General features: G+C 50.5%; 19 protein-coding genes. 9 read left to right on the forward strand and 10 right to left on the reverse strand.

Going from position 1 to position 20204, the window contains the following annotated elements:
* Window positions 1-50: 50 nt before the first annotated feature.
* The gene (locus tag EL633_RS33545) at window positions 51-617 is read right to left on the reverse strand and encodes a hypothetical protein (protein WP_126631559.1); all 567 of its coding nucleotides are present in this window, start codon (window positions 615-617) and stop codon (window positions 51-53) included.
* A 501-nt stretch (window positions 618-1118) separates the two neighbouring features.
* Here EL633_RS33545 and EL633_RS33550 point away from each other — a divergent pair.
* Entirely contained in the window at window positions 1119-2264 is a 1146-nt protein-coding gene (locus EL633_RS33550) for a hypothetical protein (RefSeq protein ID WP_126631560.1), read from the forward strand.
* Window positions 2265-2512: 248 nt separating this feature from the next.
* Here EL633_RS33550 and EL633_RS33555 read toward each other — a convergent pair whose 3' ends face one another.
* Complete coding sequence (locus EL633_RS33555; RefSeq protein WP_126631561.1) at window positions 2513-3019, reverse strand: nitroreductase family protein; 507 nt, start codon at window positions 3017-3019, stop codon at window positions 2513-2515.
* A gap of 183 nt (window positions 3020-3202) precedes the next feature.
* Between EL633_RS33555 and EL633_RS33560 the strand changes: the two genes are divergently transcribed.
* The 6 genes from EL633_RS33560 to EL633_RS33585 all read left to right on the forward strand — a co-directional run bounded on the left by EL633_RS33560 (window position 3203) and on the right by EL633_RS33585 (window position 9291).
* A complete protein-coding gene (locus tag EL633_RS33560) occupies window positions 3203-4438 on the forward strand; it encodes an MFS transporter (RefSeq protein WP_126631562.1) in 1236 nt (411 codons plus the stop codon).
* A gap of 183 nt (window positions 4439-4621) precedes the next feature.
* On the forward strand, window positions 4622-6049 hold the full coding sequence (locus tag EL633_RS33565) for a HAMP domain-containing sensor histidine kinase (protein WP_126631563.1): 1428 nt from the start codon (window positions 4622-4624) through the stop codon (window positions 6047-6049).
* A gap of 34 nt (window positions 6050-6083) precedes the next feature.
* Window positions 6084-6737 (forward strand): response regulator, encoded by a 654-nt coding sequence (locus EL633_RS33570; protein ID WP_126631974.1) that lies wholly within the window; start codon window positions 6084-6086, stop codon window positions 6735-6737.
* A 154-nt stretch (window positions 6738-6891) separates the two neighbouring features.
* Window positions 6892-7968, forward strand: coding sequence for a hypothetical protein (locus tag EL633_RS33575; RefSeq protein ID WP_126631564.1), 1077 nt, complete (start codon window positions 6892-6894; stop codon window positions 7966-7968).
* A 107-nt stretch (window positions 7969-8075) separates the two neighbouring features.
* A complete protein-coding gene (locus EL633_RS33580) occupies window positions 8076-8396 on the forward strand; it encodes a WD40 repeat domain-containing protein (RefSeq protein ID WP_161982667.1) in 321 nt (106 codons plus the stop codon).
* Between the two features lie 43 nt (window positions 8397-8439).
* Window positions 8440-9291, forward strand: coding sequence for an alpha/beta fold hydrolase (locus EL633_RS33585; protein WP_126631566.1), 852 nt, complete (start codon window positions 8440-8442; stop codon window positions 9289-9291).
* Window positions 9292-9320: 29 nt separating this feature from the next.
* On the opposite strand, the gene EL633_RS33590 is transcribed toward EL633_RS33585, so the two are convergent.
* A complete protein-coding gene (locus EL633_RS33590; protein ID WP_126631567.1) occupies window positions 9321-11351 on the reverse strand; it encodes a hypothetical protein in 2031 nt (676 codons plus the stop codon).
* A gap of 50 nt (window positions 11352-11401) precedes the next feature.
* On the reverse strand, window positions 11402-11959 hold the full coding sequence (locus tag EL633_RS33595) for a GNAT family N-acetyltransferase (RefSeq protein ID WP_126631568.1): 558 nt from the start codon (window positions 11957-11959) through the stop codon (window positions 11402-11404).
* A 207-nt stretch (window positions 11960-12166) separates the two neighbouring features.
* Between EL633_RS33595 and EL633_RS33600 the strand changes: the two genes are divergently transcribed.
* Entirely contained in the window at window positions 12167-12769 is a 603-nt protein-coding gene (locus tag EL633_RS33600; RefSeq protein WP_126631569.1) for a class I SAM-dependent methyltransferase, read from the forward strand.
* 84 nt (window positions 12770-12853) lie between these two features.
* Here the strand turns inward: EL633_RS33600 and EL633_RS33605 are convergent, their stop codons facing one another.
* From EL633_RS33605 to EL633_RS33625, 5 genes are all read right to left on the reverse strand, one after another.
* Window positions 12854-14002 carry an acyltransferase family protein gene (locus EL633_RS33605; protein ID WP_126631570.1) on the reverse strand — a complete coding sequence of 383 codons (1149 nt, stop codon included), beginning with the start codon at window positions 14000-14002 and terminating at the stop codon, window positions 12854-12856.
* A 77-nt stretch (window positions 14003-14079) separates the two neighbouring features.
* Complete coding sequence (locus tag EL633_RS33610; protein WP_126631571.1) at window positions 14080-14379, reverse strand: hypothetical protein; 300 nt, start codon at window positions 14377-14379, stop codon at window positions 14080-14082.
* Window positions 14380-14403: 24 nt separating this feature from the next.
* Window positions 14404-15096 carry a hypothetical protein gene (locus tag EL633_RS33615; RefSeq protein ID WP_126631572.1) on the reverse strand — a complete coding sequence of 231 codons (693 nt, stop codon included), beginning with the start codon at window positions 15094-15096 and terminating at the stop codon, window positions 14404-14406.
* Window positions 15093-15989 (reverse strand): ABC transporter ATP-binding protein, encoded by an 897-nt coding sequence (locus EL633_RS33620; RefSeq protein WP_126631573.1) that lies wholly within the window; start codon window positions 15987-15989, stop codon window positions 15093-15095. The genes EL633_RS33615 and EL633_RS33620 overlap by 4 nt, the downstream gene beginning before the upstream one ends.
* A complete protein-coding gene (locus tag EL633_RS33625; protein ID WP_126631574.1) occupies window positions 15986-16357 on the reverse strand; it encodes a GntR family transcriptional regulator in 372 nt (123 codons plus the stop codon). The genes EL633_RS33620 and EL633_RS33625 overlap by 4 nt, the downstream gene beginning before the upstream one ends.
* A gap of 212 nt (window positions 16358-16569) precedes the next feature.
* Between EL633_RS33625 and EL633_RS33630 the strand changes: the two genes are divergently transcribed.
* On the forward strand, window positions 16570-19527 hold the full coding sequence (locus tag EL633_RS33630) for an adenylate/guanylate cyclase domain-containing protein (protein WP_161982668.1): 2958 nt from the start codon (window positions 16570-16572) through the stop codon (window positions 19525-19527).
* Here EL633_RS33630 and EL633_RS33635 read toward each other — a convergent pair.
* Window positions 19493-20050: an anthrone oxygenase family protein gene (locus tag EL633_RS33635; RefSeq protein WP_126631576.1), complete on the reverse strand. Its 558-nt coding sequence runs from the start codon at window positions 20048-20050 to the stop codon at window positions 19493-19495. The two genes, EL633_RS33630 and EL633_RS33635, sit on opposite strands and share 35 nt — an antisense overlap.
* Window positions 20051-20204: the final 154 nt, after the last annotated feature.

Raw genomic sequence — 20204 nt, forward strand, 5'->3', positions numbered from 1 at the left:
TTGTAGTATACCATTACCATCTCGCATAGCAGGATACAGGCAGAAACATGTCATCCAAAAAGATCCATGAGCGTCTCGTCAACCAGATTCTCTTCTTGCCAGGAGGCGGGTACATAGCGGTCGAGGATAGCCTGGGCTTCTTCAGCGGTGGTGACATTGAGCGCCTGACATAAGTGTAGCGTATCATCCAGGTCCTGTAAGGGTCGGAAGGCGGTCAATTTTAGCGCTAACATACAGGCCAGTTCCGGTAACCAGATCTCAAGCATCTGGAACGTCTTCCAGCGTACCAGTTCACTTTTTTGAATAATCTCTTCTACAAAGAGTGCGCCATCATTATTGATCCAGTTGCGTGGTAAGCCATGACGGGAAGCCACTGCATTACTGGCTTGCTTGAAAATCTTTTGGCGTTTCGTTTCCTGCTGAGGATCACTGCTGCCCGCGAGTGGCACGATATCAACATCATGGGTTGAGAGGCGATTGCCGATCTGCATCAACATATAGACCCCGCCAAATACAATAACCTGGACCGGTGAGTCAATCTCACGAGCCGCCAGTTCAGCCCCTAGCTCTTCCAGTAGTGCCATGACTTCGTCTCGTTGCAGCTTGACTTCGGGCATTTCAACGCTTCCCCTCTCATATAATGGTATTAATTGTACCACATGCCAGGAAAGCGTTTGAATATAGAACTAACGCCACGTGCGATTTTTCCACAGGCCAATGTATCGTGTATAAGTTTTCCACCGATCAACCAACTATCATATCCAGGTTTTCCACCAACCAGCCAACTACCCTATACCGGTTTTCCACCGACCGTCTTTTTGAGAGGAGAGACAGGGAGAGGCGGTCGCGACCGCATCTCAAATGCAAACGAGCACCATAGGCGTGGAGTGTTCAGTGCTAAAATAAATTATGTGACTAGCTAAAAACTCCCTTCTTATTCCCCTCTAATTATGGACTATGCTATGATATATTATAGGCATCCTAACACTATATCTTTCAGAGCAGTATTTAGCGTGTGTTTGCAACTTGCAGAGCTATGCGCTATATACCGCAACTTTTTGCCATGAAAAATTCATTATCTAACCAGTTTGCTCAATGAGAAAAGGACACCTTCAATCATGCTATTTGGCCCCGGCAGAACCTCATCCACAAATCCTCTGAATGTTTTAAAGAATGCGCAAGAACATGTCCTCTTAATCATTGACACAAATGTGGATCGTGTTCAGAAGCTGGCATCTTTACTGACATTGGCAGGAATGCGGGCTATTGTAACATCAACGAGTTATCAGGCGTTTGATCGCTATATAAAGGAACGTTTTGTGCCGTTAGCGATCCTGGTTGGTCAAAAAGAAGAGACAACAACGCCCTTATTTGGACGCTTTATGCTGCGTCTGAACCAGGAACTGCACTATGAGACTCCAATAGTAGATCTTTCATCTTTCTTTCTCAATGATGGTTTGATTCTGAGTGCTGAAGCTCAAACTTCATCGACCAGGCACGTTTTTTCAAAGTCTAATGCTGCAGTTCTCAGGCGCATCTGGCAGATGATGCCCTCGGCCGCTATTCCATTGCAGCAAGCCGAGAAAACGATCGTTATGAATACATTACCCACATATGGTTTTCAGCCACGTGTAACGCGGACGAAGCGTTCATTTTCTTCACATATGTATTATCAATTAAAAGCTGCTAAACAGGTTATTCCCGCGGAACAATGGGATAACCTGTTACGTGACGTCGGTCTGGGACAATTTAGTCGCGAAGAGAACTGGCCGTCAGCCGTAGATCAGTTTACGATTCCACCGGAATATTTTTCGTTACTGATGCATGCTGTGATGTATTCAAATCCCCGCCACCCTATCCAGCAGATCGCTCACTGGGCCGATCAAGTTGAGGCTGATGCACTGCAAAAAGCAGTACTAATCTTTATAATGCAGCAGATTCCAAAGATCATCGGACCAGATCTGACGATGCGGGCGCTTCTCAACATCCTGACTAACGAAGTTGATAGTCGGCGCGGAGAAAAGTTAACTGAATGGAAGCGGCTATCGGATGGCTCATTTATTTTTGTCTTCTATAGCAATATCTTTGCCTACGGAACCATTGGCGCCAACCAACCCTTATGCGGCACCTGGCAATCTTCCTTTGATCTTATGCTCCGTTTAACCAAACAACAGCAACAGTGGGATATTCGCGAAATAGAATGTAGTAGCCAGACCCATACTGGACATTGCGTATTCAAGATTACCCCTACCAGACAAAAATAATTACTTACCCAGATAGTGTTTGTTTTTCACTCTCATCAGGAACGTTCAACCAGCCGTACTCGGGCCCTTCCAGGGCCCATGCTTTTTTAAGTGTAGTGTCAAAAAGTGTTCGAGAACACTTTTTGACACTACACTTAAAACTGTTGGTGCGCCATAGGTGCCCAAGTACGGCTGGTTGCATATTACCCGATGAAAATGGGCAACCAGACACTGTCATTGAGTATAGCGCTAAAAGTTACAAGATATTTTTAGGCGAAAGGCTGATCCCAGCGCTCACGATGAGCGATCTCACCTAATGGCTTCCTTTTCTTGATACCTTTGCTGGTAGCTGAGACAGGATAGCCGAAGGGGAGGACTGCAAGCACATTGATGTCTTCTGGAATGCCGAGCAGTGGACGAACCTGTTCCAGATTGTCAAAGCCGACCCAGTTGGAGCCGATGCCGTGTGCCCAGGCGGTCAGAAACATGGATTGGATCGCGCGGCTACCATCTGAGATGGCAAAGGGGCTGTGTTCCATACCAACCACAATTGACACAGGGGCCTGTGTAATATACGGACCAGTGCGTGCCAGCGGTGCAAGCTGGCGTAATGTCTCTTTATCCTGCACAACAATAAAGTGCCAGGGTTGTCCATTCATGCTGCTGGCAGACACGTGTCCCGCCTCAACGATTTCATGAATAATCTCTTCTGGAATTGGCTTATCCTGAAATTGACGGACAGCCAGAATCGTACGAACAGCATCAAATACTTCCATGATTGATCACCTTTTATATAGTTACTCGTGAAGCTTTCCTGATAGCTCCTATCAGGTAATGTGTATATATTTTTAGCATATCACGCAGTTAGATAGCAAATGAAATAATTATCGGCGCATTTTTTCTTTAGATAGTGTATCCTTGTTTATTGTCAGCAATAAACAAGGAGTATATTAAGCTTTATGGAACAGAAAAGCTATTCTAACTCATTGTGGAAAAATCGGGATTTCTTGTTATTGTGGAGTGGACAAACGCTTTCGAGTGTTGGTACCGCCGTCTCGCTCCTGGCCTTTCCGTTGCTTATCCTGGCTGTAACGCATTCACCGGCCCAGGCTGGATTTATCAGTGCCATGCGCTCGCTGACCTATTTGCTCTTTGTGCTTCCGGCTGGAGCGCTCGTGGACCGCTGGGATCGGAAACGCGTGATGATTGTGTGCGATAGCGCGCGCTTACTGGGTATGGCCAGCATTTTTTTTCTTGGTATCTCTGGCAAGCTGACAATCGAGGTGCTCTATATCACAGGCTTTATCGATGTCCTGTTTGGAACCTTCTTTAGTATTGCTGAAGTTACCTGTTTACCACAAGTTGTTGACAAAGAGCAGCTTCCCTCCGCGATGGGATATACCCAGGCGACGGTCGGCATTATGAATTTGCTTGGCTCTCCGCTTGGAGGCTTGCTATTTTCGATACAAATGGTGGTGCCGTTCCTCACAGATGCTATTACCTACTTGTTTTCATTATGCTCACTGCTACTCATGCGTGTCCCATTTCAAGAGCAGCGCGAAGCAACAAAGCAGCATCTCCTCAAAGATATCGTAGAGGGCCTCGGCTGGCTCTGGCGGCAACCCCTCTTGCGTGCAATGGCCCTGACGACCGCTGGAAACGTCTTCTTTGGGGCTGGTCAGACGCTTATCATCATTATTATTGCGCAATCACAGCAGGCATCCAGTGAAGTAATTGGTATCATCTTGAGCATTGGAGGTATTGGAGGTATTATTGGCTCGATGGTAGCTACAAAAGTGCAACGGCACGTGCGCTTTGCGTTTGTCATCCTGGGCATACTCTGGCTGGACGTATTGCTCTGGATGCCCCTGATACTCCTACCTGCACCCTTGCTGCTTGGATGTATCGTTGGATTCTCCTATTTACTCAGCCCGATCTACAATATCGTGAATATAGGCTACCGCTTTAAGCTCACACCGGATGTCCTGCGTGGCAGAGTCAATAGTGTCTCACGCCTGATTAGCAATGGTCTGGCGCCGCTGGGACTCACACTCACAGGATTATTACTGCAATACGCTGGCCCAAAAACAACTGTCCTGCTGGCAGTCATAGGGCAGCTAGTGCTGGCCCTATTTGCCATGCTGAGTCGCTCGATCAGGCATGCACACACTCTGGATATTTCCCAACATAATTGAATTTGTTTCGTTTGATGCTGACCTGTCTTGCTCTTAACAGGACTCCAGTCGCACGAAAAAGTTATGCTTTTAGTGTATTCTCAGCAATGTATAGGTTGTAGTGCATCGATTATGAGATTTTGGTTGCGCCAGGTTCTATTTTTGCAAATGTGCTGGAGAGTCTATCTATAGAAAAAGATTATTGTGAAGGGTGATCATGTATTGAAACGCTTCAATCGCTTGCAGTGGAAATTAACGATATCATATATGCTTACCAGTGTCGTTGTGTTGTGCTTGCTTGAATTGCTGGTGATGCTGATTGGCCTGGTTGTGTCCAATACACAGGGTCAAGCCAGGCTTGAGAGTCACGCACAGAATCTAGCGCAGATGGTTGGATCTACTCTATCTGTAGATAAGATCGGGCAGCAGCGTCTTCAGGCGATCTGGAAGATGAGCCATGATAGCGATGCAACCTTTCAGGGATATCTGGCGGCTATAGATGGACATGGGAGGGTGAGCGTAGCCGCCGGTGACGTTGCTCCCGCTGCTGGATCTCCTCTTTTGCCACAACTGCCAGCAAGCGTGCAGCAGATACTCGCGACTGATCCTGCCTCTCCTTTGCCTGAAGGACAGAGAGCACATACGATTTTTGTGCAGGATAATGTATATGTGGTGACTCCACTGCTTGAGGGTGAAAAGAGCAGAGGCGCGCTGGTGGTGCGGATATATGTTGGTTCACGCGCACTGTGGATGGATCTATTTCTATTCTTTGGAGTGAGGGCCGTGGTCTTTTTCATTGGGGCCGGTATGGTTGGCCTGGCCTTTGGGATTGTGACCGCCCGTGGTCTGGTGCGCCGACTGCAGACGATCGTGAGTGCCGTTGATGGTTGGAGTCAGGGTGACTTCTCGCTGTTTGTACAGGATGCCTCACGTGATGAGTTGGGTCAACTGGCTCGCCGCCTTAATCAAATGGCGCAGCAGCTACAACAATTACTCAGGACGCGTCAGGATCTGGCGACCGTTGAGGAGCGCCAGCGGCTGGCCCGTGACTTGCATGATAGTGTCAAGCAACAGGTTTTTGCCGTCTCTTTGCATGTGAGCACGACGCGAGCACTGATGGAGCGCAATCCGACAGCAGCGCAGACGCAACTGGCCAAAGCCGAAAACCTGATCCGTCAGGCGCAGCGCGAACTGACCACCTTGATCCGCGAGTTACGACCAGTTGGGCTAGAGGGTAAGAATCTGGCTGAAGCGGTCCGGCAATATACACGCATCTGGCAGGAACAGACGGGTATTCCACTTGAACTTGAAATGGCTAACGATGCATCCGTACCACTGGTGATCGAGAATGCCCTCTTCCGCATCATCCAGGAAGGATTATCTAATGTCGAGCGCCATAGTGAAGCTACGGCCGTCAGGATTCAGCTGACATGTACTGATCGTATAAAGCTTGCCATCACTGACAACGGACGAGGTTTTGATGGCCAGAGAAAGGATTATCGTGGTGTTGGCCTGTCCTCTATGCGTGAGCGCATTCAGGCGCTGAACGGTCAAATAGAGATTCAGAGCGAGCCGGGAAAAGGCACGACAATCACCGTTAGCTGTGAGCAACCCGGCGAAGAAATTGTGTAAGTGCGAAGAAATTTGTATCAGGAGTAGAAGAATGATGACCGAGCTAATCACCATCTTGATTGTAGATGACCATGCTATTGTACGTGAAGGTATCCGAGCGTATCTGGAGATCCAGCCTGACTTTAGCGTGGTTGGCGAGGCCGAATCAGGCCAGTCCGCGGTGCGTATGGCGACTGATCTAGTACCGGACATCGTGTTGATGGATCTGATGATGCCCGGCATTGATGGCGTTGAGGCTACCCGCCGCCTCAAGCAGGTCAGTCCACACTCACAAATCATTGTACTTACCTCGTTTCATGAGGATGAGCATATCTTCCCCGCCTTGCGTGCGGGCGCCCTCTCCTATGTCCTCAAAGATATCCAGCCCGACGAACTGGTTGAGGTCGTGCATAAAGCTGTACGTGGCGAATCAGTGTTGCATCCCCGCGTCGCTGCACGCGTAGTCCAGGAACTGCGTGGAACCAGGCACGCCGCGCCCAATCCTTTCATCGAGCTCAGCGAGCGTGAGTTAGAAGTGTTACGTTTAATTGCGGCCGGCAACTCCAATGCTGATATTGCCGCTCAACTTGTCATCAGTGAGAAAACCGTCAAAGGCCACCTGAGCAATATCTTCTCCAAGTTACACCTCATGGATCGCACCCAGGCCGCGGTCTTTGCCTGGCAACAAGGGCTTGTCCAGCGTGATTAGGACGAATAATGATGCGTCAAATGTCTCATCCCCAACAAGACTGCTGACGCATCACAAAAATCCCTGCCAGCGATATGCTTATTCCTGAGAACAACAACACATACATACCTCTTTCTGCGCTACGTATGTGCTAACCTGAAAGGAATGAAATATCATGGCAAAAGAAGTCAATTATACTCTTCCTAAAAATACATCCTGGTCGGCTCGCTGGCCCCAATGGATCGGCTTTGTGACCGCCATCTGGTCACTGCTCTATGGGCTACTTGGTCTCTACTGGATGCTAGGAGGAAACGGTTTCCCCTTTGGACCAGGGGATCCTAATGGCGCACAAGAGTCAGTGCTAGAAGGATTACGAGTGGAGACAGGTGCACCTGTGATCGCTGTGCTAGGCTTGATTGGAGTCTTGCTCGCGCTGATCATGTCCTTCAGATGGGGTGGAAAAGTTGTACGCATACCGCTCCTGACTATCGCCATCCTGCTTGCTGCTGCCCTGCTGATCATCATTCCCGATCGGCGTGTCCTGATGGCTGTGGCCTATGCGCCCATTTTCCTGATCGGTGCTCCCTTCCACTGGCCGCCCGTTAGCTTCTCAAAAGCGATACCGTGGCCAGTCATCAACCAGGCGATCTTAATGGTAGGTGGAGCTTTATGGGCCGCCACAGCGGTTACCTATAACCGATCTATCCGCGGAGCCTGCACCCATTGTGGACGCCTGAGTACACAATCTGAAGAAATAAGCAAGCAGAAGGCCCTCTACTGGGGAAAATGGGCAGTCGCTTTCGCCGCTATGATTCCTATAGTCTATGCGGCTACTCGCTGGATCTGGGCGCTGGGGATTCCATTGGGCATCAGCGAGCAGATGCTTCGTGAAGGACAGGCAAGTGGTATGTGGCTTGCGGGAGCCAGTCTGGCTAGCGTGTCTATTGTCGGTTCTATCCTCACGCTAGGACTGGTGCAGCGCTGGGGCGAGATCTTTCCGCGCTGGATGATCGGTCTGGCTGGTAAGCGCGTACCACCACGTCTGGCAATCATACCGGCTACAATTGTTGCATTGGTCGTAACCTCGGCCGGCCTGGAATATGTACGCATCGTCGCCACCCGCGCCAGCTTTATTGAAAGCTGGACAACCATGGGACCCGAATTGCTCTGGCCATTCTGGGGTGTAGCCCTGGGTGCGGCTACACTGGCCTACGCCTATCGCCGCCGTGAGCGCTGTAAATACTGTTCCTAAACGCTAACTCTCACGCCGTGAAACATACCAGCGCTATAGACGCAAACTAAGAGAGAGCCGTTACGCTGATGCCGAGAAGACCAGCATAACGGCTCTTTTTTATCTACTTGAAGATTGGAAGACGTTTAGCAATTGGCGACGACAAAAAGACACAAGTATGGAAAACGGCGACCGGTCGTAATATACTTACATATCAAGGCCATACGAATATCGTTGAAGGTCTCGACTGGTCCCCGCAAGGAAAATACATTACCTCTGGTAGTAAAGACCTTACCTTCCACATCTGGGAGGCCCGGACTGGGAAACTTGTCTTTGCTGCACCAAAGTCCAAAAGCTCGTTTGAAGGTGTGCTGTGGTCACTCGACGGAACCATGGTAGCGGCCGCAACTGACGCAGAAGGAGTGATGATCTGGCAGTCTCCTCGTTAGTTGCCGTCCAATATTTTAGCAGTATAAGTAAGGAGGATATTGTATGTCTAGAGCAACAGGACAGTTTTATTCTGGTATGGCTGATGTAAATGGTACAACTATCTTTTATGAAATTGCAGGACATGGTCATCCTCTGGTTTTAATTCATAGTGGTTATTCAAATAGAAAACTCTGGGATGATCAATTTGAGGAACTAGCGCAGTTTTATCGAGTAATCCGCTATGATATACGTGGCTATGGAGATTCTGCTGTCGTCAAAACTGATACGCCACTCTATACTGACTGGCAGGATTTGTATGGATTGCTGCAATTCTTGGAGATTGAGCACACACATCTCCTTGGACTCTCGGGAGGAGCTGCTACCGCGCTTGACTTTGCCATTAACCATCCCGCGATGGTTGGTGCTCTGGTCCTGGTTTCTCCGGGTGTTAGTGGATTTGATTTTGGACGCTGGATTCACGAAAGTCCATTGCAGGATCAATTTGTGCGCTTGAGTGAAGCTTTTGAACGCATGGATATTCCCCAAATGATCGATCTCTCTCTGCCTTTATGGGCTGAAGGGCCAGCCAGGACGCCTGAACAGATTGATCCTTTAGTCCGTGAACATATTCGGGCTATGTGCCTGCAAAACTGGACACGGCCCAATGATCCAGACGCTCCACCAGCTCAGACGATTGATCCGCCAGCGATTGCCCGGCTGGCTGAAATTGATATACCAACACTTATTATCGTTGGCGATCAAGATGTCGCTGTAATCCTGGAAATAGGTGAGATCCTGACCCGGCAGATCAAGGGTGCACAAAAGATTGTTATGTCAGATGTGGCTCATCATCTTAATATGGAGAAATCTGTAGAGTTCAATCAACTTGTGCTGGAATTTTTAAAAAAGTTGTAACTGGCATGGAGTGATTAACGCTTTTAGCATCACCCCCGCTGGTATTGCAGGGCATAGACCAGGGCCCAGTCCTGGTCATTGGCGAGTGGATCGGCGACATGGGCTGGATTCCCATCCACGCAAGATGGATAGACGAAGGCGCAGGTGGCGGATCCATCGTCGTTGAAGTTGACGAGGTTGGCATCCAGGATGGCGTGGGCGATGGTTGTGGCCTCGCTCATACTGGCCTCTTCTGGTAAGCGTAGTAAGACGGCGGCGTTCAAGACGCTCCAATAATGTGGGAAAGTATCGCCCCAGAGGCGCAGGGCTCCAAACCAGTAGCCATCCCAGTGGCGGATGGCGATATGCCGCAAGCGCGCATGTGGTTGTGGTCCTGCAAAGGCCAGCAGCCATGGCAGGCGCTCTTTAATGGCCGCTATATATTTCTCGGATGGGTTGAGGCGCTGCGCTGAGATGAGTAACTGGAGCAGCGGAGCGACAATCGATTGCTCGTAATTGACCTCATGCGCTGGTAGATTGGCTCCCAGGGCCAGCATATAGTCAGCATGGGCGAGGAGCCGTGCGCGCAATTGTTCGGCCCGTTGTTGCTGGCCCTGCTCTCTGAGCAGCTGGATGACTGCTTCGGTGGATTCAGCTATGCCAATTGCCAGGAAATGTTCTCCGCCCAGTGTATAATACCGTTCCAGGATAGAGCAGGCGGTCTCGCCATCCTCGTTTTGTCCGTAGAGGTGATATTGATTGAGGAAATAATCGACAAACCAGGGAAAGTTATAGAGGCGCGGTTTCGCCGTGGCATCCTGAAAGCTATCACCCAGGACCGTGTTGTCGGGCGTGATCAGATAGTGTCGACAGAAGGCTGTAAAGGCGTGTAGGGCTTCGTCGATAGCTTGTTTTTCACCCCAATCGCGCATGCGTGCGTGTTGCAAGAGGATCGGCATACAGATGCGCTCACGAGCATCCGACCAGTCCGACCAGTTACTGGCCTCGCTACGTAGATGCCAGCGTGTATCATAGGGAACAAAGGCTGCCGCTGCGGTACCACCACGTTCAGTGGCTCGCTGGTTTGCCAGCAGGAAGTGAATACGCTGCTCAACTATTTCACGCAATGGACGATGGAAAAGGAGACCAACGCGTGCCCGCTTGCCTTCCCATTGTAGATCAATGTGAGCTATGCCTGCCTGATTGCTCTGCAAGGCGGTTGTAGTCTCAGAAAGCCTGCTGGCCTGCACCGTGTGGGGTAGGATGAGCTGTACATCTGTATTGACCAGGCGCTTTAGTAGTAGCGGCTCGCCTTGTTGGGCGGTAAGCCTGGGCAGTTCCACTGGGGGCGCAAGCAAGGTTTGTGAGAAGCTGGCAAAATCCTCAAACCAGTCCAGTGTCCAGGACCAGCTTAAGCTCGCGCCTGCCTGTAGCTGTAGGGCGGGCTGACCGCCCATGGCATGGGGGGTGCGTCGATCAGTGAGATGGAGATAGATATGTCCACGAATCTGCGAGCCAGTAAAATAGTTACGCGAAGCGATCGAGTAGCTCCACAACTCGCCTTGCGTCAGGGCCAGTCCCAGTCCAGGTCCTGTGCCGCGCATAGGCCAGGCCCAGGCATAGCTATACGCGCCGCCGGTCCAGATATGGGCGTGGCAATGGCCCGAAAGAGACTCCTGAGCTGAGGTATAGAGATCGCGAAAAGGTGTACTGATGCCCACCGAGGTCAGATCTACGTTGGTAGTTCCTGTATTGGTGAGCGTGTATGTTTCGCTCCAGTGCTGACCAAACAGGCGACTGACCTTGAGCGTGAGTGATGGGAGGAGTTGATAGGTGCAATCCAGTCCTTCAGTGTTCACAGTGAGTGTTTGTGGCTGATTCCAGCGGGCTCCCTGCTCGTTCGTGAGTAGAAATCCCTTCCCCCAGCGAAAAGGGGCCTGATGCCAGCTATTCTCCTGCTCATTCAGCAAGAAATTCATGCCCGGATGCTCTAGATGCTGCACATTTACTACAGAGCCATCATTGAGATCACACGTCACGCTACCTGTACCAAACGACCATGTTTGCTGATCCTGCGTCATGTTATTCCTATCCTTTTCAACTCCCGAGTACTGCCAGGCCGGTTGCTCAACTATTTATGCGTCCACTCGCTGGCGAGCATGCCATAGACAACCATATCATGAGGCTTGCCTTTAAGCCATTCCACCTGGCGTAGTATTCCTTCCTGTGTAAAGCCCAGGCGTTCGGCCACGGACCGGCTGGGTTTGTTGCCGGCAGCGGCATGGATCTCCACTTTATTGAAGCCATATTCCTGGAAAGCATAATCTACCAATGTCCTACAGGCCTTGGTGATAATGCCCCGGCCCTGCAAATCTTTGTCGAGCCAGTAACCAATTTCCGCCATGCGCTGCTCATGGCTCATTCTAGAAAAGCCGATGGTACCCGCGAACTGCCCGCGATACCAGAGGTTAGTGGGGAGTCCTTTCCCTTCCACAAATTGTAGCATTGTGTTCTGCATATATGCTCGTAGCGATGTTGGAGTCTGCTCAAAAGCAGCCCATGGCATCCACTCCTGCAAATACTCAAGATTGCGCAAGATCAAGGCCAGATATTCATCCGCATAGCGCACCTCGTTCAAGCGTAATTCGATCTCATCATCAACCTGTATCTTTAAAGCTAGTCCGCTCATAATAATCTCCTCTATAAATTATGTGCCTATTCTAATCGATTGCAGTCTATTACGCAACCGCGTTCATCTGGAACAATTGGAATAATGATCGCGAAGGTATTTGACAAAAATAGCTAAACCGTGTAAAGAAGTTTCAACAGGAAGGTGCGGTCAACCTGAACTGGTAAGCCATGATAGGGATGGTTTATAGCTAGACCAGAATGTGAGATGTTGCAGTATAACCACAATGAGCATTATGTAGAATTACTTTTGCGTCAGATCCCTCCGGATTGTCAGAATGCATTGGATATTGGCTGTGGCGATGGTGAATTGGCCCGGCGTGTAGCCGAGCGGTCTGCTACAGTCGTGTCAGGTATAGATCCGGATCAGGCAATGATCCAGCGGGCCCGGGAACTGACACGTAACCCTTTGATCCAGTTTGCCGAAGCCGATTTTATGCAGCACCAATTTGATGAGCAGTTTGATTTTATCTGTGCATCCGCATCGCTTCACCATATGCCATTCGAACAGGCGCTTGAAAAGATGGTGTCATTATTGCGACCAGGGGGCGTGTTAGCGGTGCTTGGCTTGTACCGGGAAGCCAGTCTGGCTGATACCGCGATCTCACTTGTCGCGGTTCCCGTGAATATTTTCTATGCACTCAGTCGTGGCTGGGATTACAGTGGAGCACCAACCAGGCCAGCGGAGATGTCACTAAGAGAGATTCAGGCGAGCGTTTCCGTTCATCTGCCAGCTGCACGCTTGCGTCGCTTGCTCCTCTGGCGCTATCTACTAACCTGGCAGAAACCGCCAGCGTCGGATGGGGGATAAGCGCTGTTAAAAAGCAATAGAGTTACACACACCAATTGATGTATGTAATTCTATTACGATAGGTATTATTACATGTGAGAAACTTTAGAGGATGCGGCGCACTGCTGGAATACGACGTAGCAGGTCGGCGCAGCCGAAGCAGAGTACCAGGGCAACCAGTGATACCAGGGCAAATTTGAGCAGTGGATAGAGATGCAAGCTGCTGAGCAGAATACCAATGCAAACAATCATCGGCGCATGGATGCAGTAGACCGCGTAAGTCTGCTGTGACAACCAGCGTCCGATGCGCCCCTGGCGATTGTGGCGCTGGCGGAACAGGATAAGCAATCCACTAGCCATACCTACCCCCATAATGGATTCCCAGAGACCATAGACAAAGGATTGCCAGTGGAGTCCACCAGTAAATGCGGCTGGCCCACTGATGATCGCCAGCGGCAACAAGATTAACGTGGAGCCAAGAGCCTTCCAGAGGCCAACTTTGCCGATCCATGATGGCGTATTTTGAAACCAGCCACGGTGTGCCGCCAGCAGACCAACGATGAAAAGACTGATGTACTGTGGGAAGTTGGATATGGTCAGGTTGATAACTGGAATAGACCAGCCGAAGGGAAACCAGAGGCGTGTAATAAAGACGAAGACGGCCAGGAATAATGTGAAGGCCAGCACACTTTTAAATGTCAGTGGCTTGTGTGTCTGCTGAAACATTTGCATGCTTCGGCCTTTGCTGATCTGGCGAAAAATGACATACAGACAATCGAACATCAGGAGGGCTGTAACAAACCATAGGGGTCCAGTACCCATCAGGTTCAGGCTGAATGGTACTTTGAAGCTAAACATCAGTAGCAAGGGATTGATGAGCAGGCTAAACACGAGCAATGGAATGCCCAGTCGTAGCAATCTATCCTTGAGAAAAGTCCTGGGACCCTTACGAGCATATGAGCCGGGCGTAAAGTAGGCCGAGATCAGAAAGAAGAGACCCATAAAGAACGATTGGTTGATCAACATAAAGAAGGTCAGTATGCCAGCGGACAATGGATCTTTGGTTGGCTCCTGATAATACCAGGGTCCTAAGGCTCCATAGGTGATAGCCAGATGGTGGAGGATTACCAGAATAGTCAGGGTGACACGTACATGATCAACAAAGAATAGGCGTGTAGGGGTCGATGTAACGGCTGACTCCGTCTGAGTCTGAACATTCTCCAGCAACGCTGGTTGTTTTAGCTGAAATGACATAACGGTTTCCTTCCGTGGTGTGGAATGCTGGCAGGTGCCCTAACCAGCATTCCTGTAGGCGATATAGCATACTTTTTTTATTGAACTTTATCGATGGTGACAACAGCGATCAGAAAGAGGGTCGTGCTGGCGATGCCAATCCAGGCGTTTGGTCCGCCGATGATCAGCATAAAGAACAGGCCAAAAAGCAGTAACATCAGTATTGAGAGAAAGGCAACCAGGATGCGTAGCACATTGCTATTGTCCCGTACAGGTGGATAGATTTTCTGTTCAGTCCTGTTTGTGGATGCTGATGAGGCGGACGTGTCAGCGCCATAATAAGATTGAAATTGTTCCTGCTCGTGCAACTGGAACGTGCTCTGTTGATCCATAAACATCTTTTTTTATTGCTCCCTCATTGATTATATTGTCGCTTTTCGCAGTAGTAGATACGATATTGCTATATATAGTAGTGCTGGCAGCGCTAACCATGAGGCAAGGTCTACGGCTGTATGCTGGGCAAACCAGGCGATGATACCACCCCAGCCAATCCAACTGGTCAGGGCAAAGAATGTCAGCGCGATAGTAACCAGCGCGATTACGCCCAGGATCAGCAAGCCATTGCGTCTAAAGCGCTGGTAGACACTGGCTAACATAAGGCCAAGCGAGTAGAGATGAACGAGCAGAACAAACGAGATCCAGAATTGACCCGGCCAGGGTCCATCGCTGACATACGGAACAGAGAAGAAGTGAAGATTGACACCCCAGCCCCGGATCAGGCTATGCTCTATCAAGCTGAGTAGTAGCAACAAGACTGCTGAGCCAGTGCAGAAGAGCAGAACCACGAGCAAGGTACCAAGGAAGTATTCGCTACGACGCGCGCTAAAACCGATGGCGAAAGGAAATGTTTCGCGCACGATCAACATGCCGATCGCCGCTGTAGAGAGGTAGAGCGAGGCAAGCCCGCCGGTATAGAGACCTACATCGCTATGGGTCAACAAGGCTATCAGCCAGTTGACGGCAAAGCTTGGGAGCAGGATCCAGAGCCAGGGGATCAACATCCATGATTGTTTATCTTGAAAGTACATTTTGATGATACCAGGTACGCGATTCATAGGGCCTCCACTGCCTTTCTTTCTCTTTTCTCATTGGTCAGATGGACAATGAGTTGTTGTAACGGGACCGCTGTCAATTCCAGATCCATCGCCTCGGCCCGCCGTCGCTCCGCGTTGTCCAGGGAGCCAAGTATGGTGGCTGAAAGTTGTCGGCCAAACGCTTTCTGTTCAATAACCTCTTTCCCAACGCTAAACGCCTCGACGCTGGCCGCTGGTCCCACCACAGAGAAGGCGAGCTCGCGTAGGGTCTCGGCATCTTCATTCAGGATCAATGTACCCTGGTTGATAACCAGTACATGTTCCAGCAACCGGCTTACCTCGTCGATCAGATGGGTTGAAAGAATGATTGTACGGGGATGCTCGGTATAGTCCTCAAGCAAGCGCTCGTAAAAGACGCTTCTAGCCGTTGCATCCAGGCCCAGGTAAGGCTCATCAAACATCGTCAATGGGGCCCGGCTGGCCAGACCAATAATGATGCCCACAGCGGACAACATACCTCTGGAGAGCGCCTTCATTTTGCGTTTCAAAGGAAGCTCGAAATCCTCGATCAGCGCAGAAGCATACTCGCGATCCCAGTTGGGAAAGAAGCCAGTCATCACCTTGAGCACATCAACGACCCGGAACGAATCTGGATACTTCTGGCTCTCCTTGATAAAGCAGATCTGGCTCAGAACGGCATTATTCTCATAAGGGGTGGCGCCAAAGATTTTAATATCGCCACCGGTAGGGAAGATCTGGGTGGTGAGCAACTGCATAATCGTTGTCTTGCCGGCTCCATTACGTCCCAGCAGGCCATAGATCTTGCCCTCCTCCAGTGAGAAACTGATCTGATCGACTGCCGTCACCTGGCCATATCTTTTTGTCAGTTGATGGACCTCAACGACACTATTCATGAATGATATACCTCTCTTTGAATCATATCTTTTAACTCATCGATAGTAATGCCTAACTTTTCTGCTTCCTGAAGCATCGTCACCACATACTGCTCGAAGAACTGTTCTTTCCGCCGGGCCAGCAAGCGTGCGCGTGCACCTGTAACCACAAACATACCTACACCTCGCTTCTTGTACAAGATATCCTGATCCACCAGCAGATTAATCCCCTTGGCGGCCGTAGCCGGATTGATCTGGTAAAAGGTCGCGAACTGATTGGTCGAAGGAACCTGTGATTCTTCGGGCAATTCTCCTTCAATAATGTCGTTCTCAATGCGTTCAGCGATCTGCATGAAAATTGGTCTGTTGTCTTCAATAAGATGGCTCATTTTATTACCACCACTTCGCTGGTTCATTACTCATGTAACTAAGTATAGAAGCAATGAACTTGATTGTCAATAGGTAAGTGGTGGTATGTAAAAATATCTTTCTGTTCAAGCATAATTAATTGGTGTTCTGTGTGCTTTCGGGGCGCGTATAGAGCATTTTTGTGATATTATTGATGGAAAGCGAAAAGATCGTCTTGATTGGAGACGGAGCGATGAACAAGACTACGCGGCGCTTCCCTGGTGGCGTTTTAACACTCCTTTTTACCGATATCGAAGGTTCAACACGTCTGCTGCAACAGCTTGGGAGCCGTTATGCTGATATGTTACGTGAGTGTCGGCGTGTACTACGGGCCGCGTTTACCGAGCAGGATGGCTATGAAGTGGATACGCAGGGTGACGCCTTCTTCGTGGTGTTTGAGCGTGCCCAAAACGCTATCTTAGCAGCCGCTAGCGCCCAGCAATCCCTGCACAATACGACGTGGCCCGATGGTGTCAGCGTGCGTGTCCGCATGGGGATCCACACGGGCGAACTGCAAGAGGTAGAAGAAGGCTACATCGGACTAGATGTACATCATGCCGCCCGTATTATGAGCGCGGCCCATGGCGGACAGGTTCTGCTCTCACAACGTACCCATGATCTGATTGCTCATGAGCTTCCAGAACCATTGACGATACAGGATCTCGGGGAATACCGGCTGAAGGATATTCCTGGCCATAGCCGACTCTTTCAACTTGTGCAGCCCCATCTTCCCCAGACCTTTCCTCGACCCGCCACGCTTGGACGCCGACGTTCACTACAAGGTATTCCTTCCAACCTGGCATCTTTTGTCGGACGTGAGCATGAGCTGGTCATGCTGACTCAACGACTATCCCGTCCGGATGTGCGCCTCCTGACACTGATCGGTACCGCTGGCGTGGGCAAGACACGGCTCGCCTTTCAGGTCGCCAGACAGCTTGAGGAGCGCTCCTCCAGACAGATCTGTTTCGTTGCTTTAGAGCGAGTGCGTACTACTGATGAAGTCCTGTTCGCACTCGCGCAGGCCCTGGATGTGCAGGAAGATAAAAATAGCAGTCTGCTCGAACAGCTCAAGAGTGCTTTGCAGGAACAGGCACTGATCTTGATACTGGATAATTTTGAACATGTACTACCCGCACGCTTGCTGATCGCTGACCTGCTGGCAAGTTGTCCCCATCTGCAAATACTCGTGACCAGTCGCGTAATACTGCATCTGCAAGCTGAGCATATTTTTGAGCTTGCGCCGCTCCCACTGCCAGCTGTAGAAGCAATAGTGGATCTACAATCCTGGCGACCTGCTGATGCCATCAGCTTATTTGTGCAAAGGGCTCAGGCAGTCCTCCCCAATTTTGTCCTTAATCAGGAGAATGTCAGCTCGATCATTAAGATATGTAGCTACCTGGATGGTATTCCACTGGCAATAGAGCTAGCGGCAGCTCACACCAGACACTTCAAGCCAGCACAGTTACTGGCCCGCCTGGAGCAAGGCACTATCTTCTTACAAGGGAAAGCCCAGGATGTGCCTGAGCGTCAGCAGACCCTGCATACCGCGATTGACTGGAGTTATAATCTACTTGAGGCCGATGAGCAGCGTGTCTTTCGCCGTATGGCGGTCTGTACAGGTGGCGTCACGCTGGAAGCCGCTGAACAGGTCTGTAGTGCCAGTAGTCCAGTCCAGGGCAATATCCTGGAGGTATTGGAAAGTCTGGTGGATAAGAGCATGCTGCGGCTCTCAGATGATTGGGAGGGGGAGCCTCGTTATTGGCTATTGCGTACGTTGCGTGAATACGGACTGGAAAGCCTCTCCAGCACAGGTGAACTTCAGGCCACGCAGGCTGCGTTGAGCGAGTATATAGTGAGCTGGATTACCAGGATTACACCTTTATTGAATGGAGCCGAGCAAATATTCTGGCTGGACCAACTCGATCGTGAGTATGATAATGTGCGCGTGGCGCTCCGCTGGTTATTGAGTGTCGAGGCCCGTTGTACTGAACATATAGAGCAAGCGATCCAGCTCTGCTCAGCGTTGATGCGCTTCTGGGAGATTCGCTGTTATTTTGCGGATGGTTCAGCTTTTCTGCAGCAAGCACTGGCGGCCAGTCAGGGGATATCACCAATCATCAAAGCGCAGGCGCTGCATAATGCAGGTTTTATGGCGCTGCTACAAAATGAGGCCGCACGCGCAGAATCCTACCTGCGCGAAAGTCAGCTCCTATTCCGCGAGAGTGGCGATAAAGAATCGATGGCCAATATTCTGCGTCTACAGGGCAATCTGGCCATGGTGAGAGACAACTATAAAGTTGCTCGTCGCCTGCTTGAAGAAGCGCTTACCCTCTACATTGACCTGGACAATCCGCGTCGCTGCGCCTCAACGCGCGAAGCCCTGGTGCAGATCGCCTGTATTCAAGGTAGCTACCAGCGTGCGCTCACACTGGCTGACGAGGCGCTGGTCGCCTACCAGGCATTAGGTGAGCACTATAGTACCGCTTATCCATTGTTTGATATGGCTACGATCCTCTTTCTGGCGGGGCAGGAGCGGGCCAGGGCGAAAGAGTTGGCTGAAGAAAGCCTGGCCCTTTTCAGATCCATCGGCAATAAAAGGTTGGTAGCGCTCGTCCTGGTCTTACTTGGGCAGATCCACTATGCGTCAGGGGATGAAGAGGTCGCAATGACGGTACTGGAAGAGGCGCGACACCTCTTCAAACAGATCAATGAGCGGCATGGAACTGCGGAAACACTGGTTGTGCTGGCCCGCATCAGTGGCCTGCGCGGTGAGGGAGAGCAGGCGCGCGCCTTGTATGAGGAAGCCTGGAAACATCTTTCAGAACTGGGAGGTAAAGAACTTGCCGCTCTCTGTCTGGAAGGATATGGGCAGATCCTGGTGACCCTGAAGCAGGCGCAGCACGCGGTACAGTGTTGGGGCATTGCCGCAGGCATACGAGCACAGATTGTTGCTCCCATGCCACCAGTTTATAAAAAAGCCTATCTCAAGGCCATGGACCGGGCACGCGCAAAGCTGAAGAGTGACGACTTCCAGGAGGCATGGCTGGCTGGAAGCCGTCTTGCCGCTGCTGGTTTTGAGGCCGCTACATACAAGGATTTAGCTACTCTGTTCACTGTTACTCCTGTTGGAGCCGGTGCGAAAGATGCGTAGCCTTAAAGCTGTTCTGTTGTTTTTGTTTGGTTGAGGATGCTGAGGTGACCGTGGCGGCTTGAGATGTAGTTGGATGCAATACTGAGATCAGCAGTAGCAGCAAGGCCAGACTTGCCAGCACAGAACTAGCGGCGTGAAACATATCCCAGGCGTCACGAACCTCATGCCAGTTAGCAGGCAACGTCTGAGGAGTCCATGCAGCGATCTGCTGATTGAGCGGATTATTGCCGACCGCAAACAGCACCAGCATGCCCGCAAAGCAGAGTGCAACGACCAGTGAGAATAGAAAGTCCATGCGTTGCCGACGCTGAAAGTAAGCCAGGACTCCGGCTGTGAGCAGGCCCAGCACCTCAGCCAATCCTCCAACAATCGCAAATCCACCATAGAACGTATGCTGCACCGTCAACCACTCGGCACCACTCAACAATTGTTTACCGGGCATCTCCAGATCATGGGTTACTGTTAATCCACAGGCGAGTGCCGCACAGATAATACAGACCAAGCGTAGTGTCTTCAAAATCATACGTAATGTTTCCTTTCTCTACATATACAGTTGCTTGTTTCGGACTACCATTTCCAGAAACGATGGAGTACGTAACATTTTTCGTACATGCTCACCCACCCGAATCACCCGGTAGGATGAGGCGGGCCTATCCGGCTATTGTATATACTTTCTG

The sequence above is a fragment of the Dictyobacter alpinus genome, from assembly GCF_003967575.1.
Lineage (GTDB): Bacteria > Chloroflexota > Ktedonobacteria > Ktedonobacterales > Ktedonobacteraceae > Dictyobacter > Dictyobacter alpinus.

Coding starts and splice junctions, on each gene's coding strand:
- EL633_RS33620 (WP_126631573.1), bottom strand. CDS start 15,989: ATGAATAGTGTCGTTGAGGTCCATCAACTGACAAAAAGATATGGCCAG.
- EL633_RS33600 (WP_126631569.1), top strand. CDS start 12,167: ATGTTGCAGTATAACCACAATGAGCATTATGTAGAATTACTTTTGCGT.
- EL633_RS33615 (WP_126631572.1), bottom strand. CDS start 15,096: ATGAATCGCGTACCTGGTATCATCAAAATGTACTTTCAAGATAAACAA.
- EL633_RS33570 (WP_126631974.1), top strand. CDS start 6,084: ATGACCGAGCTAATCACCATCTTGATTGTAGATGACCATGCTATTGTA.
- EL633_RS33605 (WP_126631570.1), bottom strand. CDS start 14,002: ATGTCATTTCAGCTAAAACAACCAGCGTTGCTGGAGAATGTTCAGACT.
- EL633_RS33625 (WP_126631574.1), bottom strand. CDS start 16,357: ATGAGCCATCTTATTGAAGACAACAGACCAATTTTCATGCAGATCGCT.
- EL633_RS33585 (WP_126631566.1), top strand. CDS start 8,440: ATGTCTAGAGCAACAGGACAGTTTTATTCTGGTATGGCTGATGTAAAT.
- EL633_RS33590 (WP_126631567.1), bottom strand. CDS start 11,351: ATGACGCAGGATCAGCAAACATGGTCGTTTGGTACAGGTAGCGTGACG.
- EL633_RS33575 (WP_126631564.1), top strand. CDS start 6,892: ATGGCAAAAGAAGTCAATTATACTCTTCCTAAAAATACATCCTGGTCG.
- EL633_RS33635 (WP_126631576.1), bottom strand. CDS start 20,050: ATGATTTTGAAGACACTACGCTTGGTCTGTATTATCTGTGCGGCACTC.
- EL633_RS33595 (WP_126631568.1), bottom strand. CDS start 11,959: ATGAGCGGACTAGCTTTAAAGATACAGGTTGATGATGAGATCGAATTA.
- EL633_RS33550 (WP_126631560.1), top strand. CDS start 1,119: ATGCTATTTGGCCCCGGCAGAACCTCATCCACAAATCCTCTGAATGTT.
- EL633_RS33630 (WP_161982668.1), top strand. CDS start 16,570: ATGAACAAGACTACGCGGCGCTTCCCTGGTGGCGTTTTAACACTCCTT.
- EL633_RS33545 (WP_126631559.1), bottom strand. CDS start 617: ATGCCCGAAGTCAAGCTGCAACGAGACGAAGTCATGGCACTACTGGAA.
- EL633_RS33555 (WP_126631561.1), bottom strand. CDS start 3,019: ATGGAAGTATTTGATGCTGTTCGTACGATTCTGGCTGTCCGTCAATTT.
- EL633_RS33560 (WP_126631562.1), top strand. CDS start 3,203: ATGGAACAGAAAAGCTATTCTAACTCATTGTGGAAAAATCGGGATTTC.
- EL633_RS33610 (WP_126631571.1), bottom strand. CDS start 14,379: ATGTTTATGGATCAACAGAGCACGTTCCAGTTGCACGAGCAGGAACAA.